Below are 13,960 nucleotides of genomic sequence, written 5' to 3'. Positions count from 1 at the left end.
TTGATGCTCGCCGCCTGCAATCCGACCCAGCCAAGCGGCAATGCGAACGTTCCGCAACCGGCCAAGCCCGTCGAGCTGAGCCGGTATGTCGGCCGCTGGCATGAACAGGCGCGCTATGAAGCGAGCTTCCAGAAGGGCTGCGAAGCGGTCACCGCCGATTATGCGGCAAAGCCGGACGGCTCGATCGCTGTAGTGAACTCCTGCCGCGAAGGCTCCGTCTCGGGACCTCTGCGGACGGCCGAGGCGACGGCGAAAATCGTCGACGGCTCGAACAATGCGAAGCTGAAGGTGAGCTTCTTTCCCCCGTTCGAGGGCGACTACTGGGTGCTGGATCGCGCGGCGGATTATTCCTGGTCCATCGTCGGCGAGCCATCCGGCCAATATCTTTGGATACTGACACGGTCGCCGCGGATCACGGACCGCGCATACGCTCGCCTCGTCGCGCGTGCCGCTGCACTCGGCTACGATACGGCGATGCTGAGGCGGACCGCACAATAGCGGCGCGATGGCCGCCGCCTTCTGAGCCTATTTGCCGGAGCCGGTCTCGCCCTCGGTTCCCGAGCTGAAGGCCTCGATGGCAGCGGCAGACAGATCGCTGATCGACCCGGGCCGGTCGAGCATCAGGCGCAGGACGATTGCGCCGAGCCTCGCCTTGGCCTGGTCCTGATCACCGTCCGCTATGACGCCATGCGCACTCAGGGCGGCAAAGGCACGCGCCTGAATCGCCTCCGCGACCAGGAGTTCCTGGGAATTCAAGACGCCTGGGAAGCGGAATGGGAGCATATGCATGGTCATCATCGAAGGCCGGTTGTCGCTGCGTAGATAAGAATGGCGCTCCTGGCGCAATGTTCCCTCGTTTGTCAAAGGCGTCGACGCACTGCATCGAAGCCGACGATCCGCCTCGATACGGCTGCGCAGGCCCGGGCCGAAGGGCAGCCGGGTGTCAGGCTTTCCGGGCGGCCGTCGACGACGAGCGCCGCTCTCGCTCAGGCGGTCTTGCGAATTCCGAAGCAATGACCAGATCAATGATCGCCCTGCATAAAGAGGGCATGTAACCCGGATCCATGTTGCTTTTCGGAGGATATGGCTATGGCAACAAAACCGATCGTCGCCTGCATCGCGGAGGGCCACGACCGATGAATACCGATCAGTTCGAACGGCCGGTCGTTATTTTCGCCGGGCTTGGCCATCCGGCGGCGATATCGACCGTCATGGAAGCGTATATGTTCCTGGTCGATTGGCCGCACGGCAAACGCGACCGGGCCCACGACTTTGCGATCAAGGCCTGCGTGGCCGCGTTGCGCGGCGAGGTCGAGGCCGAGACGGTTCGAGGCCTGTTCGCGACGCTCGCCGAGAAATACGACATCCTGGCACCGGATGCCGCCTCCTTTGCCGCAGCGTACAGGGAAGGCCCGCAAGGCAGGGCGTGAGACCAGCCCGACCCTGCCCGTGGCAGGGTCGGGCCATATGGCCACTCTTGCCTGGGCATCGCCATCGTCGCGGCGCTCCCGATCTGTGACAAATACCGGCAGGTTGACGCCGGAACAGGGCGGACCTGCCCGAACTTGCCGACGTTCGACGAAGTGGTGGGCCGGGCCGGACTCGAACCGGCACCGGCGCTGTTATGAGCAGCGAGCTCTAACCATTGAGCTACCGGCCCGCAGCACGCCTAGCATCCGGGTAGCGAGACGTGCAACGGCTTTGCGGCAAGCGCGGGACTTGCCAGGCGGGAATCGGCGCTGCCCTATCCACGATCGCACCGCCTCAGGCGCGTTGCAGATTGCGGCGCCGGCGCAAGGGGCCGAGGACATTGATCTCCAGGGCGCCGACCGTGGTCGCAGCCAAGGCGGCGATGCAGACCATGAGCTTCGAGAACTCCTCCATCGCCCCTTCGATCAGGATTGCGTGAACCGAACCGGCGCTGACAATCGCCACGGCCAGCACGCTGTGGGCGATGCGCCAGTTCCGATGGGAGAAGCGCAGGCGCCGGCGCATCACGGCGAGGATGGCGGTCAGGACGAGGCACCACAGACTGATCACGCCGTAGAGCGAGAACGGCGTCGGCGCGACCAAGAGCAGCGCATCCATCACGTCCTCGGGACTATAGGCGTAGAGCGCTCCGACATGCAGCGCGACTGCGGCAACGATCGCGATTCCGCCCCAGCGATGCCAGCGCAGACCGCGCGCGGCCTGCACCAGGACCGGAGCGGTTGCAGTCAGAAGTGGCTGCACGAAGAGCAGGCTGAGCGCCGCGACGCCGGCCATGCCGCCGACGACCCAAAGAAACTCGCGGCCGCGCTGGAGCGGGCTGAGCGCCGCCGCGACCACGGGGATGATGGCGACGGCGGCGATCGCCAGCCAGGCGATGCGCCGCCGGCCCGTTTCAGCTCGACTTGCCGGCATTGCCCGCAGTGGGAGCGAGAACGAAGTCGACGGTCATGCTCTTGTCGTGGCGGCTGTTCAGCACCGGGCGCAGGAACAGGGTCGCAAAGCCCGGATCGTCATAGGCGATATGGATGTGCGGCTGGCCGAATTGCGGCACGATCGGCGAAATATCGAGCCGGTAGCGGCCGTTCGCGTCGGTCATGACGCTGCCGCGATTGCTCGGCTCGCGCTCGCCGCCGCGCTCGGTCGCGGCCCAGATCTGGATGCGCAGATTGCGCAGAGGCTTGCCGCTGCCGGCCTCGCGCACGATGCCGGAGGCGGTGAAGCCGGTCCCGAGATTGTCGACCATGGGCGCGCCCGGGATGTAGTTGTTGGCGCCACCGCGCATCGTCTCCGTCGCGGCAAGAGCGCCGCTCTGCGCGTTCGCGGGCAAAAGATTGCGCGGCAGCAGGCCGACGACGCCGGCAGCCGCTACACCGAGCAGAAGAATCCTGCGGTTGGGCTGGATGATCGTCACGGTCATGATCTGATCCTCACCATTACATCTGACGTCGGGAAAGATTTTGGGCGGCATCGCCCGGAGGCAGCCGCAGGCCCGCTCGACGCATCGCCTTGTCTTCCCCATCTAAGGAGCGACGGCCGGCGAAGTCCATCGGCCGGGCCATCACCTTCCCGTCATGCCGGCGTGAGGCGATGGCCGACAGCACATGGAACGCCGCCGCTCGATGAGAGCGGGGCTGTTATGGGCACCGAGCTCTGATCGTCGAGGGACCGGCCCGCCGCAGCCCTACGCCGTCCGGCTCCGTGGGCACGGATTCGCCCTCACGCTCCCCCGATCAGGATGCCAGCCGCCAGCACCAGCGCCCCGCCGAGCACGACCTGGAAGGTCGCGCGGGCGAAGGGCGTTTCCATATAGCGATTCTGGATCCAGACGATCGCCCAGAGCTCGATGAAGACGACCACCAGCGCAATCGCCGTCGCCGTCCAGAAGGACGGGATCAGATAGGGCAAGGCATGGCCGAGGCCGCCGAGCGCGGTCATGACGCCCGACGCCAGCCCGCGCTTCCAGGGCGAGCCACGGCCGGACAACTTCCCGTCGTCATGCGCCGCCTCGGTGAAGCCCATCGAGATGCCGGCGCCGATCGAGGCGGACAGGCCGACCAGGAAGGTCGTCCACGGATTCTGGGTGGCGAAGGCGGTGGCGAAGATCGGTGCCAGCGTCGAGACCGAGCCGTCCATCAGCCCGGCAAGCCCGGGCTGCACCCAGGTCAGCAGGAACTGCCGGTGCGCCGCGGCGTCCTCCGTCGAGCCGGCCTCGCCCTTGAGATGATCCTCGGCGAGTTCCTCCGCCTTGCTCTCATGGCCGGCCTCGGCTCGCGCGAGGTCGCCGAGCAGGCTGCGCGTCTGCGCATCCGTGCTGCGCCCGGCGGCGGCGACATAGAAGTCGCGCGCCTGGCGCTCCATCGCCGCCGCCTCCTCGCGGATACGATCGAGCCCGAGCGTCTCGACCAGCCAGACCGGGCGGCGCTGGTAGAAATCGGCGACATGCTCACGCCGGATCGGCACCACCACCTCGCCGAAACGGCGCCGATAATCGTCGAGCAGGCGGCGACGATGCTCGTCCTCCTCCGCCGCCATGCCGTCGAACACCGCCGCCGAGGCCGGATAGTCCTTGCGCAGCTTCTCGGCATAGACGGCGTAGATGCGGCCATCCTCCTCTTCCGAGGCGATCGCCAGTGCCAGGATCTCGCGCTCGCTCAGGCTGTCGAAGCGGCGCCGGCCACTCAGGCCGGCGGGCAGGAACCGGGATAGCATCGCAGTCTCCTTTAGAATAATTCTAAAATAGAGAGCGCGTTATGGCCCCGCAAGCCGCTTCAAACGCAACGCCCCCCGCCTTGCGGCGGAGGGCGTCCTGATGTCCGGCGATATCGTGCGCGTTTCGCGCCGTCAGGCTGCCTGTGCCTGCTCCTGGTCGTGCTCGGCTGCCCCGCTTTCGCGGAAGCTGAAGCGCGAGATGTGCTCGGTGAGCGAGCGGGTCTGCTCGTCGGTCAGGGCGAGCGCGGCATTGGTCTCCTCGACCAGCGCCGCGTTCTGGTGCGCCATGGTCCCGATGCCGTCGATCTCCTTGTTGATCGTCGAGACATCGGTGGCCTGGCCGCGGGCTGTCTGCGAGATACCGTTCATCAGCGCCGAGAGATCGTTGACCGAAGTCAGGATGCTGCCGAACACCGCCGAGCTCTGCTCGACCAGGCCGACGCCGACCTTGACGTCGCCATGGGCGGCCTCGACCAGCTTCTTGACGTCGTTCGAGGCGTCGGCCGAGCGCTTGGCAAGGCTGCGCACCTCGCTGGCGACCACGGCGAAGCCCTTGCCGGCATCGCCGGCGCGAGCCGCTTCCACCGCCGCATTCAGCGCCAGGAGGTTGGTCTGGAAGGCGATCTCGTCGATCATCGAGATCACCTCCGAGATCTTGCTGGAGGAGGTGCGGATGCGCTGCATCGCCTCCAGGGCCGAGGCGACGACCTGCTCGCCCTGCTGGGCGCGCTCCTCGGCGCTCTGGGCCATGCCGACGGCGGCGGCCGCATCCTTGGCGGTTTTCTGGACGTTGCTGGCGAAGGCACCGAGCTGGTTGGTCGCGACCGAGACGGCGTTGCTCTCCTCGCTGGTGCGCTCGGCGAGGTCGGTGACGCCGTCGAGGATCTCGCTGGTCGCGCTGCGCACCGCAGAGACGGTCTCCGAGAGGCGTGCCAGCGTGCTCTCGAACTCGCCGGCGAGACTGTTGGTGCCGTTCTTGAGTTCGGCGAAGGCGCCCTGGTAGCGGCCCTCGACGCGAGCGACCAGATGACCATCCGAGAGGTGGCCGAGGACCTCGCAGGTCTCGGACAGGCCGGTCTGGACGGTCTCGAGCAGTTCGTTGACTGAGGCTGCCAGCGCATTGAGCTCGGCATCGGCGAAGGTTGCGTCGACCCGGCGGCTGAAATCGCCCTGCGCCGCGGCTGCGACGACGACGCCGAAGGCTTCGCCGAGCTCGGCCATCATCTGGCGGCGCTGCTCCTGGGCACGCTCCTCATCCTCGACCTTGGCGAGTTCGGCGGCGCGCAGCGCCACCGCATTGTCGCGGAAGAGCAGCACGCTCTTCGAGATGTCGGCGATCTCGTCATTGCCTTTCGTGTCGACGACCGTCTCGAGCTGGCCGTCGGCGATCGCCTTGGTCGCGGCCCAGAGCTTGTTGAGGCGGCCGACGATCTGGCGCCGGACATAGAACAGCGACAGCGCCAGCGCGACGAGAAGCGAGCCGAGGCCGATCATGCCGAGCCAGAGCTTGCTGGTCTCGATCAGCTCTTTCGTCGAGCCGACGGCGGCCTGCGCCTCGCCACGCGCGCCCTGCACGAGGGCATCGACCTCGCGGCGCAGCTGCGCCGCAGCCTGGTCGACCTCCTTGAGGCCGCGGTTGATACCATCGCGGGTGGTGATGTCGCGGTTGCGGATGTCGACCAGCCCGTCGCTGCCTTCGCCGATCGCGATCAGGTCCTCGACCGTCTTGGCCCGCGCCTTGTTGGCGGTGATCTTCTCGGCGTCGGCGAGCAGCGTCCGCAGCCGATAGGCGATGCCGTTGAAGCGCTCGCGGGCGAGGCTCAGCTTCTCCTTGTCGTTGATCTGCGCGATCTCGCGGAGGACGCCGACCATCTCGTTGACATTGGCCTGCAGGGTGCGGGCCAGGTCGAAGATCGCGAAATCGCGGTCCATCAGCGTCTTGACCGCGCCGGTCAGCGCGTCGCCCGAGAGCGCGGCGAGATCGTCGAGGCCGAAGGTCACCGCGAACTTGGCCTGCTCGGCCTCGCCGCTGGCAGCCTTGACGAAGGCCTCATAGGCCGTGCCGAGCTTCTCCAGCGCAGCAGCGCTTTCGGAGGCGTTGCGCAGGCGCTCGCCGGTCAGGTCGTTGATGTCGTTGATCTGGCGCGACAGGTTGTCGAGCGCGGCCTGCGCCTTCTTGTTGTCGACATTGCCCTCGCCGATCTTGCGGACGAGATCGAACTGCCGGGCCTCGACCTTGTCGAACTCGCCGGTCAGAGCCGCGCGCTCGCGCACGGTCTGCACTTCCATGAAGCGCGGAGCCAGCGCGGTCGAGGCGGTCGCGGCCTGCGACAGTTCGAGCGCCAGCTCGACCACCGGCATCTTGCGCTCGACCATGTCGGCGACCGTGCTGCCGACCCTGCCATAGGAGAACCAGGCGACCAGCGAGGCCGCGATCGTCAACACCGTCAGGACGCCGAGCGCGGCATAGATCCGCGCCGCGATCCCGATGCGCGAGCCCTTCTGGCGCGCAGGCTTTCCAGTCTTCGACATTGACGCGGTACTCCTGAAGGCATTCCCGGCAGCGCGGCGCTGGCCGGGATCGGACGCGGACATGGGGCAGGCAGCCGACGACGGTCAGCCGCGGAACGGAAATGATCTTGTTGACGGGCGACGGCGGCTCGTCGGCGCGGCGCCATGCTGCGGCGACGGCGCGAGCCAAGCTTCATGCGCCGGCGGATGACGGCGGCCGATCATGCAGGACCTCCCAGCCCCTGGCAGAGCGATCCCGATGGACCGATCTATGGCAGAATTGCGGAGGTCCGCTTAAAGAACGCTTAAGTTGCCGGATTCTTCTGAATCACTCGGCGTTGGGGCGGGTTCACGTCTCGTTAGGATTTTTCGCCGGCTTCACGCGGACGGCAGCGGCGGCACCGGGCGCGGCCTGCCATCGTCGTCGATCGCGACGAAGGTGAAGGTCGCATCGGTGACCTTCTCGTGCAGGGTGGTGCGGAAGCGCCGGGCCCAGGCCTCCACCTGGATCTTCATCGAGGTCCGACCAATCGACTTCACCGAGGTGTAGACGCTGAGCACGTCGCCGACCTTGACCGGGCGGATGAAGGTCATCGCCTCGACTGCGACCGTGACCACGCGCCCTTGCGCCCTGTCGACCCCGGCGATGCCGCCGGCCTGGTCCATGCGCGACATCACCCAGCCACCGAAGATGTCACCGTTGGCGTTGGTGTCCGCCGGCATGGCGATGGTGCGCACGGTCAAGGTGCCGCAGGGTTCCTCGGCGGGTGTCACACCAGGCTCAGTCATCGTTGGCCGTCCCCTCTTCGATATGGAAGGAGTGGAGCACACGATGCAGGATCGGCGCCAGCACGAAGCCCGTGGCGACCACCACGAACAGGCCCGAGAAGATCGCATAGAAGCCGGCGAAGAGCTTGCCGCCCGTGGTCTTGAGCTCGGCCACCGGCCCCATGCCGGAGAGGATCATCGCCGCGTTGACGAAGGCGTCGACCGCGCTCATGCCCTCGCTGGCGGCGTAGCCGATCATGCCGATCGCGAGCCCGACGATGGTGAGCCCCAGCCAGAGCAGCATCGCCCGCCCCATGCGCAGGGCGAACTGTCTTGGCGGCAGGAGTGCCTCGCGGCGGTGCTCGAAGCGGGTCAGGTGGCGCATCGGCGCTAGGCTTTGCCGAGTTCCTTGCGCACCAGCGCGGCTCCGGCTGAAAGCGCCGCGAGCTTGCCGTAAGCGACCGCGAACGGCATCGGCGCCAGGCCGCAATTGGTGCAGGGGTAGAGCTTTTCCGGCGCGACATAGTCGAGCACCGCCCGGATCGTCGCGGCCACCTCCTCCGGCGTTTCGACGGCGTTGGTGGCGACATCGATGCAGCCGGCCATGACGTCCTTGCCGTCGAGCAGCCTGATCAGCTCGAGCGGCACCTTCGAATTGCGGCACTCGAGCGAGACCTGGTCGATCGCGCTCCTGGCGATCACGGGGAAGGTTTCCTCGTAATGGCGCCACTGTTCGCCGAGCGTCGCCTTCCAGTCGATATTGGCCTTGATGCCGTAGCCGTAGCAGATGTGAACGGCGGTGGTGACCGCGAGCCCCTGCGCCGCGCGCTCGAGGCAGGCGATGCCCCAGTCGGCAACGGCGCCCATATAGACGTTGAAAGCCGGCTCATCGAACTGGATCACATCGACTCCGATGGCCTGCAGTTCCTTCGCCTCCTCGTTCAGCACGGCGGCGAAGGCCATGGCGAGGTCCTCGCGCCGACCGTAATGTTCGTCGGCGATGGTGTCGACGATCGTCATCGGACCCGGCAGGGTGAATTTCAGCTTGCGCTTCGTATGCGCCCGCGCCGCTTCCGCCTCCATCCTGTGCACAGCGCCCCTGCGCCGGATCGGGCCGGTCACGGTCGGCACCTCCGCGTCGTAACGGTTGTTGCGGATGCCCATGATCGTCTTCTTGTCGAAGTCGATGCCGTCGAGATTGGCCAGGAAGCCGTGGACGAAATGGACGCGCGCCTGCTCGCCGTCACCGACGATGTCGAGCCCGGCATCCTCCTGCAGCTTGACCGAGAGAATGGTGGCGTCGCGCTTGCCCGCCTCCAGCGCCTCCCCCGAAAGCATCCAGGGTGCCCAAAGTCGCTCCTCTTCCGCGAGCCAGCGCGGCTTCGGCAGGCTGCCGGCAAGGGTGGTCTGGAGCATGGCGTTCCCCTTTCATCATTGAGCTGAGATTGCCGCGCGCGCATGCTGCGTCAAGTCAGGCTCGTCGAAGGAGAAGGCGATGGCCAGTCCGCCGCCGATGATCTGCATCTCGCTGCGCTATGCCGACGCGCCGCGCATCTATGACTGGCTGATCGCGGCCTTCGGTTTCGAGAAGCATGCCGCCTGCTATTCGCAGGACGGCAAGACGTCACTGCACGGCGAGTTGCGTATGGGCGATAGCTTCGTCATGCTCGGTTCAGCCGAGAACAACGAATTCGGCAAGCTGGTCTCGCGTCCGGCCGAGCTCGGCGGCACCACCGCCTCGCCCTATGTCGCGACGACGGATATCGACGCGCTCTGCGAGCGGGCCCGCAAGGCCGGCGCCGAGATCTGCATGGAGCCGACCGACCAGCCCTATGGCAGCCGCGATTTCATCTGCAAGGACCCGGAGGGCCATGTCTGGTGCTTGGGAACCTACCGTCCCGGTGCTGTCTCGGCTTGATCACGCCGCCGCCAGCTTCGGGCGCGCCTTCAGCATCAGCCAGCAGACGATCGAAAGGTTGATCAGGTTCCAGGCGAGGCCGTTGAGGAAGGCGAGCCGGTAGGACGAGGTCGCGTCGAAGATCAGGCCGGAGACCCAGCCACCGAACGCCATGCCGAAGATCGTCGCCGACATCACCACGCCGATGCGCACGCCCGCCTCGCGCGGCGGCATGTAGTCGCGGATGATCACTGCATACATCGGCACGATCCCGCCCTGGAACAGGCCGAAGATGCCGGTGACAATGAAGAGCGAGCTCAGCCCGTCGAACCAGAGATAGAGAAAGAGCGCCATGCCCTGCATCAGGGAGGACAGAGCGAGCGTCGCCGTGCCGCCGATCCTGTCGGCGACGAAGCCGGACGAGATCCGGCTGACGATGCCGAGCGCCATCATTACGCTCAGCATCTCGGCGCCGCGCGCGACGCCGTAGCCGAGATCGCTGCAATAGGCGACGATATGGACCTGCGGCATCGACATCGCGACGCAGCAGCAGAAGCCGGCCACGACCAGCAGCAGCTGCAGCTGGTTGGGCGACAGCCCGAGGCTGCCGCGCGCGCCGGCGCTCGTCGCCTCTGCCGCCGCGATGCTTGCCGCGTTCGGCCGGCGCCGGAACAACGGCGCCAGCGGCAGCATCACCACCAGGCAGGCGATGCCCAGCCAAAGATGCGTCGTGCGCAGGCCATGGGTCTGGACGCCCCAGTTGATCAGCTGCGGCCAGAACATGCCGGCGAGATAGCTGCCCGACGCGCCGAAGACGACGGCAAGGCCGCGATAGCGCCGGAACCAGTGCGAGAGATCGGCGATGAGCGGCGAGAACCCGGTCGCGGCGCCGAGCCCGATCAGGAAGCCATGCGCCAGCGCGAACTGCCAGAGCGACCCGGCGACCGAGGCGAGCGCATAGCCGCTGCACAGCAACAGTGCGCCCAGCACGATCGGCCAGACGATCCCGAAACGATCGGCCAGCCGGCCCATGGCGATATTGCCGACGCCGAAGCCGATCATCGCAAAGGTGTAGGGCAGCGAGGCATCGGCACGCATGACGCCGAATTCCTGCTGAACCGCCGTCACCACCACGACCGCCGACCAGGAACCGACGCAGGCGATCGTTCCGACCAGCAGGGCGAGCGCCAGCCTCATCCAGGCATAAGACGAGTCCGGCGCGTAGCGCGCATCCTGGGCGTTCATGTTTCCTCGCCGGATCAGCGGAGAACGATTTTCTCTCTGCCCGAGCATTAGGCAGCACGATCGTTCGCCACAAGCGCATCGGCGGCGGGCCGATGCGGCGCGGATGTGGGGGCGGCCTGTGTTCTCTTCGATCGCTTGCATCGTGGGCCGACAGCGGCATGCTCGGCCCGAGGCGGAGGAGCGATGGCCAGGATCTCAATCTACGGCGCCGGCGCGGTCGGCTGCTATCTCGGCGGGCGGCTCGCCGTCGGCGGCGCGAACGTCGCTTTCATCGGCCGCCGGGGCGTTGGCGAGCAACTCCGGCAGCACGGCCTGACGCTGACGCATTATGACGGCCGCAACTGGCACGTTCCGCCGGAGACGGTTGCCTTCTCGACCGAGCCGGATGCCGCCGCGTCGGCCGACCTCATCCTGGTCACCGTGAAGTCGGGCTCGACCGCGCAGGCCGCAGCCGAGCTTGCCGCCCTGGCTGCACCGAACGCCGCCGTGATCAGTTTCCAGAATGGTATCGGCAATGCGGATGTGCTGCGCGCTGCCCTGCCTGGCCGCAGCGTGCTCGCCGGCATGGTGCCATTCAATGTTATCAGGCGCGGTCCCGGCGGCTTCCATCAGGCGTCGGAAGGCGAGCCCGAAGTCGAGGACGCAGCCGCACTCGCACCTTTCCTCGCCGATTTCACCAGCGCCGGCTTCGCCCTGCGCCGGCACCGCGACATGCTGCCGGTGCAATGGGCCAAGCTGCTCCTCAACCTCAACAACGCTGTCAACGCGCTCTCCGCCCTGCCCTTGCAACAGGAACTGGCGCAGCGCGCCTATCGCCGCTGCCTTGCGCTGGCGCAGGCCGAAGCGCTCGCCTTGCTCAAGCAGGCAGGTATACAGCCGGCGCGGCTGACACCACTGCCGCCGGGCTGGATCCCGGCGCTGCTACGCCTGCCCGATGCGCTCTTTGCCCGGTTCGCCCGCAAGATGCTGGCGATCGATCCGTCGGCGCGTTCGTCCATGGCGGACGATCTCGCCGCCGGGCGCAGGACAGAGGTCGACTGGATCAATGGCGAAGTGGTCAGGCTGGCGCAGCGGCTCGGTGAGAGCGCGGCGGTGAACGAGCGCCTGACGGCTCTCGTCCACCAGGCCGAGCACTCGCCGCGGCGCTGGAGCGGCGACGCCTTGTTGGCGGAACTCGGCGACGCGAGCTCCTCTCTCCGAGGGATCAGGCGGCGCGACGATCGTGCCGGCCCTCATTGACCTCCTCGATGATCTTGGCGACGAAAGCCGGCAGGTCGCCGGGATTGCGCGAGGTGACGACACCCTTGTCGGTGACGACCTCGCTGTCCTCCCATTGCGCCCCGGCGTTGACCAGGTCCTGCTTGATCGTCTTGTACGAGGTCAGCCGCCGCCCCTTGGCGATGCCGCTGTCGACCAGCAGCCAGGGCGCGTGGCAGACGGCCGCGACGACCTTGCCTTGCGCGAAGAAGTCCTCGATCAGCGCGATCGCCTTGTCGTTGCCGCGCAGCGTGTCGGGATTCATCTGGCCGCCGGGCAGCACGATCGCGTCGTAGGCGTCGGCCCGTGTCTCATCGAGGCTCTTGTCGACCTTGACCGCCTTTCCCCAATCCTTCTCATCCCAGCCCTTGATCTCGCCGCTCTCGGGCGATGCGACATGCACGGTGGCGCCGGCTTCCTTGAGCTTTGCGAGCGGTACCTCGAGCTCGGACTGCTCAAAGCCGTGCGTGGCGAGGATGAGGATCGATTTTCCGTTCAGCGAGGCCATGGCCTTCTCCCTGGTTGCTGCTTCAATCAAGGCAACCTTCGGGAGGGCGATCCGTTTCCGCGTCGGAACGACGCGGTGGGGGCCACGACGGCCCAGAGACATTCCGCGATCTGTAGGATTGCTCCAGCTCAGCTCTTGCGGCCGGTCAGGTCGACATATTGCTCTGCCGGCAGCGGGCGGCCGAGCATATAGCCCTGCATGTAGTTGCAGCCTTCGTCGATCAGGAAGTCGAGCTGCTCGCGCGTCTCGACACCCTCGGCCACCACCTCAATGTCGAGCGCATGGCCAAGCGCGATGACGGCGCGCGTGATCGCCGCGGCCTCCGAGGCAACGCCGAGATTGGCAACGAAGCTGCGGTCGATCTTCAGCGTCGAGAGCGGGAACATGTGCAGGTAGGAGAGCGAGGAATAGCCCGTGCCGAAATCGTCGAGCGCGATGCGCACGCCGAGCGCCTTGATGCGGTGCAGCACCAGCATGGTGCGGTCGAAATCGGTGATCATCACCCCTTCGGTGATCTCGAGCTCGAGCCGCTCCGGCTCCAGCCCGGTCTCGACCAACACCTCATCGATCAGCGCCGGCAGGTCACCATGGCGGAACTGCAGGGGCGAGACGTTGACGGCGATGCGCAGCGGCCTTGCCCAGCTTGCCGCCTCGGTGCAGGCCTGGAGCAGCAGTTCGCGCGCCAGGGGCAGGATCAGCCCGCTCTCCTCCGCCGCCGGGATGAACTCGGATGGCGGAATCACGCCACGCTCGGGGTGGACCCAGCGCGCCAGCGCCTCGAAGCCCGACAGATTGCCGGCGGCCGAGAAGACCGGCTGATAGTGCAGATGCAGCTGCTTCTGCGCGATCGCGGCTGCAAGGTCGTCGGCAAGGTGATGAGCGGCCGCCGCCGCATCGCTCCCGGTTTGCGGGCCGCTGCTGACGTCGACCATCACGTTGACTGCGCCGGTGAGCTTGCCTTGCGCATCGTAGAGCGGCGTCGGCAGCGGCATGAAGCGCACGCGGCTGCCATCGGGCCGCTCGGCCAGCGCCTCGATGCCGCGGACCGCGCGCTTCTCGCGCAGCGCCACGGCCAGCGGACAATCCTCATGCGCCAGAGGCGAACCGTCGACCTGGAAGAGACGATGGGCGATGCACCAGCGATCCTGCCCGATCTCGGGGTGCCGCCCGACGAGCCGGGCAGCCGCCTGATTGAAATAGGTCACGTGCCCGTCGGCATCCGTCGCGTAGAGCGCGAGCGGCAATTGCGCCACGACCTCGCGGAACCAGCTGTCGTCGGCCGCGTCGGCCTGCGCACCCGGAGGCTCGTCCGGCTTCTGACCGCCGGGGGAATTGGGAGGCATGCTGGTGATCTCGACGCGAACAACGTGGTGGCATCAAAGCCGGAAAAACCGAATAAAGTTTTAAATGGCGAAGGCGAATCCAATGCCGCTGCGCAATAGCCACTCCCCTCGGCGTCGGAAAGCAGCGGAAATCTTCGTATAAATTGACTCAAATTTGCGCAATGCCCCAAGGACAACACAATGGTTGCGCAGTTTTAAAATTTTAAACCGATACTGATCCAATGAATTGTG

At 66.7% G+C, this 13,960-nt stretch carries 15 protein-coding genes and 1 tRNA gene; 4 read left to right on the top strand and 12 right to left on the bottom strand.

Annotated elements, in window-relative coordinates; genetic code table 11:
• Positions 1-3 precede the first annotated feature (3 nt).
• The gene (locus V7S63_RS09855; RefSeq protein WP_336530247.1) at positions 4-498 is read left to right on the top strand and encodes a lipocalin family protein; all 495 of its coding nucleotides are present in this window, start codon (positions 4-6) and stop codon (positions 496-498) included.
• A 27-nt stretch (positions 499-525) separates the two neighbouring features.
• Here V7S63_RS09855 and V7S63_RS09850 read toward each other — a convergent pair whose 3' ends face one another.
• Positions 526-846 (bottom strand): hypothetical protein, encoded by a 321-nt coding sequence (locus tag V7S63_RS09850; RefSeq protein ID WP_336530080.1) that lies wholly within the window; start codon positions 844-846, stop codon positions 526-528.
• A 290-nt stretch (positions 847-1,136) separates the two neighbouring features.
• Between V7S63_RS09850 and V7S63_RS09845 the strand changes: the two genes are divergently transcribed.
• Positions 1,137-1,430, top strand: a complete 294-nt coding sequence (locus tag V7S63_RS09845; protein ID WP_091840241.1) for a DUF982 domain-containing protein — start codon at positions 1,137-1,139, stop codon at positions 1,428-1,430.
• Between the two features lie 154 nt (positions 1,431-1,584).
• Here the strand turns inward: V7S63_RS09845 and V7S63_RS09840 are convergent.
• The 8 genes from V7S63_RS09840 to V7S63_RS09805 form a co-directional block, all read right to left on the bottom strand.
• Positions 1,585-1,660, bottom strand: a tRNA-Ile gene (locus V7S63_RS09840).
• A gap of 104 nt (positions 1,661-1,764) precedes the next feature.
• The gene (locus V7S63_RS09835; RefSeq protein WP_336530079.1) at positions 1,765-2,403 is read right to left on the bottom strand and encodes a ferric reductase-like transmembrane domain-containing protein; all 639 of its coding nucleotides are present in this window, start codon (positions 2,401-2,403) and stop codon (positions 1,765-1,767) included.
• On the bottom strand, positions 2,384-2,908 hold the full coding sequence (locus V7S63_RS09830; protein WP_336530078.1) for a peptidase associated/transthyretin-like domain-containing protein: 525 nt from the start codon (positions 2,906-2,908) through the stop codon (positions 2,384-2,386). The genes V7S63_RS09835 and V7S63_RS09830 overlap by 20 nt, the downstream gene beginning before the upstream one ends.
• 299 nt (positions 2,909-3,207) lie before the next feature.
• Positions 3,208-4,200, bottom strand: a complete 993-nt coding sequence (mbfA, locus tag V7S63_RS09825) for an iron exporter MbfA (RefSeq protein WP_336530077.1) — start codon at positions 4,198-4,200, stop codon at positions 3,208-3,210.
• Positions 4,201-4,332: 132 nt separating this feature from the next.
• Positions 4,333-6,732 carry a methyl-accepting chemotaxis protein gene (locus V7S63_RS09820; protein ID WP_100963999.1) on the bottom strand — a complete coding sequence of 800 codons (2,400 nt, stop codon included), beginning with the start codon at positions 6,730-6,732 and terminating at the stop codon, positions 4,333-4,335.
• Positions 6,733-7,089: 357 nt separating this feature from the next.
• Entirely contained in the window at positions 7,090-7,500 is a 411-nt protein-coding gene (locus tag V7S63_RS09815; protein WP_336530076.1) for an acyl-CoA thioesterase, read from the bottom strand.
• On the bottom strand, positions 7,493-7,864 hold the full coding sequence (locus V7S63_RS09810; RefSeq protein WP_091842758.1) for a hypothetical protein: 372 nt from the start codon (positions 7,862-7,864) through the stop codon (positions 7,493-7,495). The genes V7S63_RS09815 and V7S63_RS09810 overlap by 8 nt, the downstream gene beginning before the upstream one ends.
• 5 nt (positions 7,865-7,869) lie before the next feature.
• Entirely contained in the window at positions 7,870-8,895 is a 1,026-nt protein-coding gene (locus V7S63_RS09805; RefSeq protein WP_091842761.1) for a methionine synthase, read from the bottom strand.
• A gap of 79 nt (positions 8,896-8,974) precedes the next feature.
• Here V7S63_RS09805 and V7S63_RS09800 point away from each other — a divergent pair, with 79 nt between their 5' ends.
• Positions 8,975-9,397: a VOC family protein gene (locus tag V7S63_RS09800; RefSeq protein ID WP_336530075.1), complete on the top strand. Its 423-nt coding sequence runs from the start codon at positions 8,975-8,977 to the stop codon at positions 9,395-9,397.
• On the opposite strand, the gene V7S63_RS09795 is transcribed toward V7S63_RS09800, so the two are convergent.
• Positions 9,398-10,621, bottom strand: coding sequence for an MFS transporter (locus V7S63_RS09795; protein WP_336530074.1), 1,224 nt, complete (start codon positions 10,619-10,621; stop codon positions 9,398-9,400). It abuts the gene before it with no gap.
• 183 nt (positions 10,622-10,804) lie between these two features.
• Between V7S63_RS09795 and V7S63_RS09790 the strand changes: the two genes are divergently transcribed.
• On the top strand, positions 10,805-11,860 hold the full coding sequence (locus V7S63_RS09790; protein ID WP_336530073.1) for a 2-dehydropantoate 2-reductase: 1,056 nt from the start codon (positions 10,805-10,807) through the stop codon (positions 11,858-11,860).
• Here V7S63_RS09790 and V7S63_RS09785 read toward each other — a convergent pair.
• Together V7S63_RS09785 and V7S63_RS09780 are read right to left on the bottom strand one after the other, a co-directional pair.
• A complete protein-coding gene (locus V7S63_RS09785) occupies positions 11,826-12,386 on the bottom strand; it encodes a type 1 glutamine amidotransferase domain-containing protein (RefSeq protein ID WP_336530072.1) in 561 nt (186 codons plus the stop codon). The genes V7S63_RS09790 and V7S63_RS09785 overlap by 35 nt on opposite strands.
• A gap of 128 nt (positions 12,387-12,514) precedes the next feature.
• Positions 12,515-13,729: a putative bifunctional diguanylate cyclase/phosphodiesterase gene (locus V7S63_RS09780; protein ID WP_336530071.1), complete on the bottom strand. Its 1,215-nt coding sequence runs from the start codon at positions 13,727-13,729 to the stop codon at positions 12,515-12,517.
• Between the last annotated feature and the right edge of the window lie 231 nt (positions 13,730-13,960).

The organism is Allobosea sp. CCNWLY174 (assembly GCF_037120455.1).
Lineage (GTDB): Bacteria > Pseudomonadota > Alphaproteobacteria > Rhizobiales > Beijerinckiaceae > Allobosea > Allobosea lupini.
The sequence above is the reverse complement of the archived record's forward strand: the minus strand, read 5'-3'. Positions and strand labels throughout refer to the sequence as shown.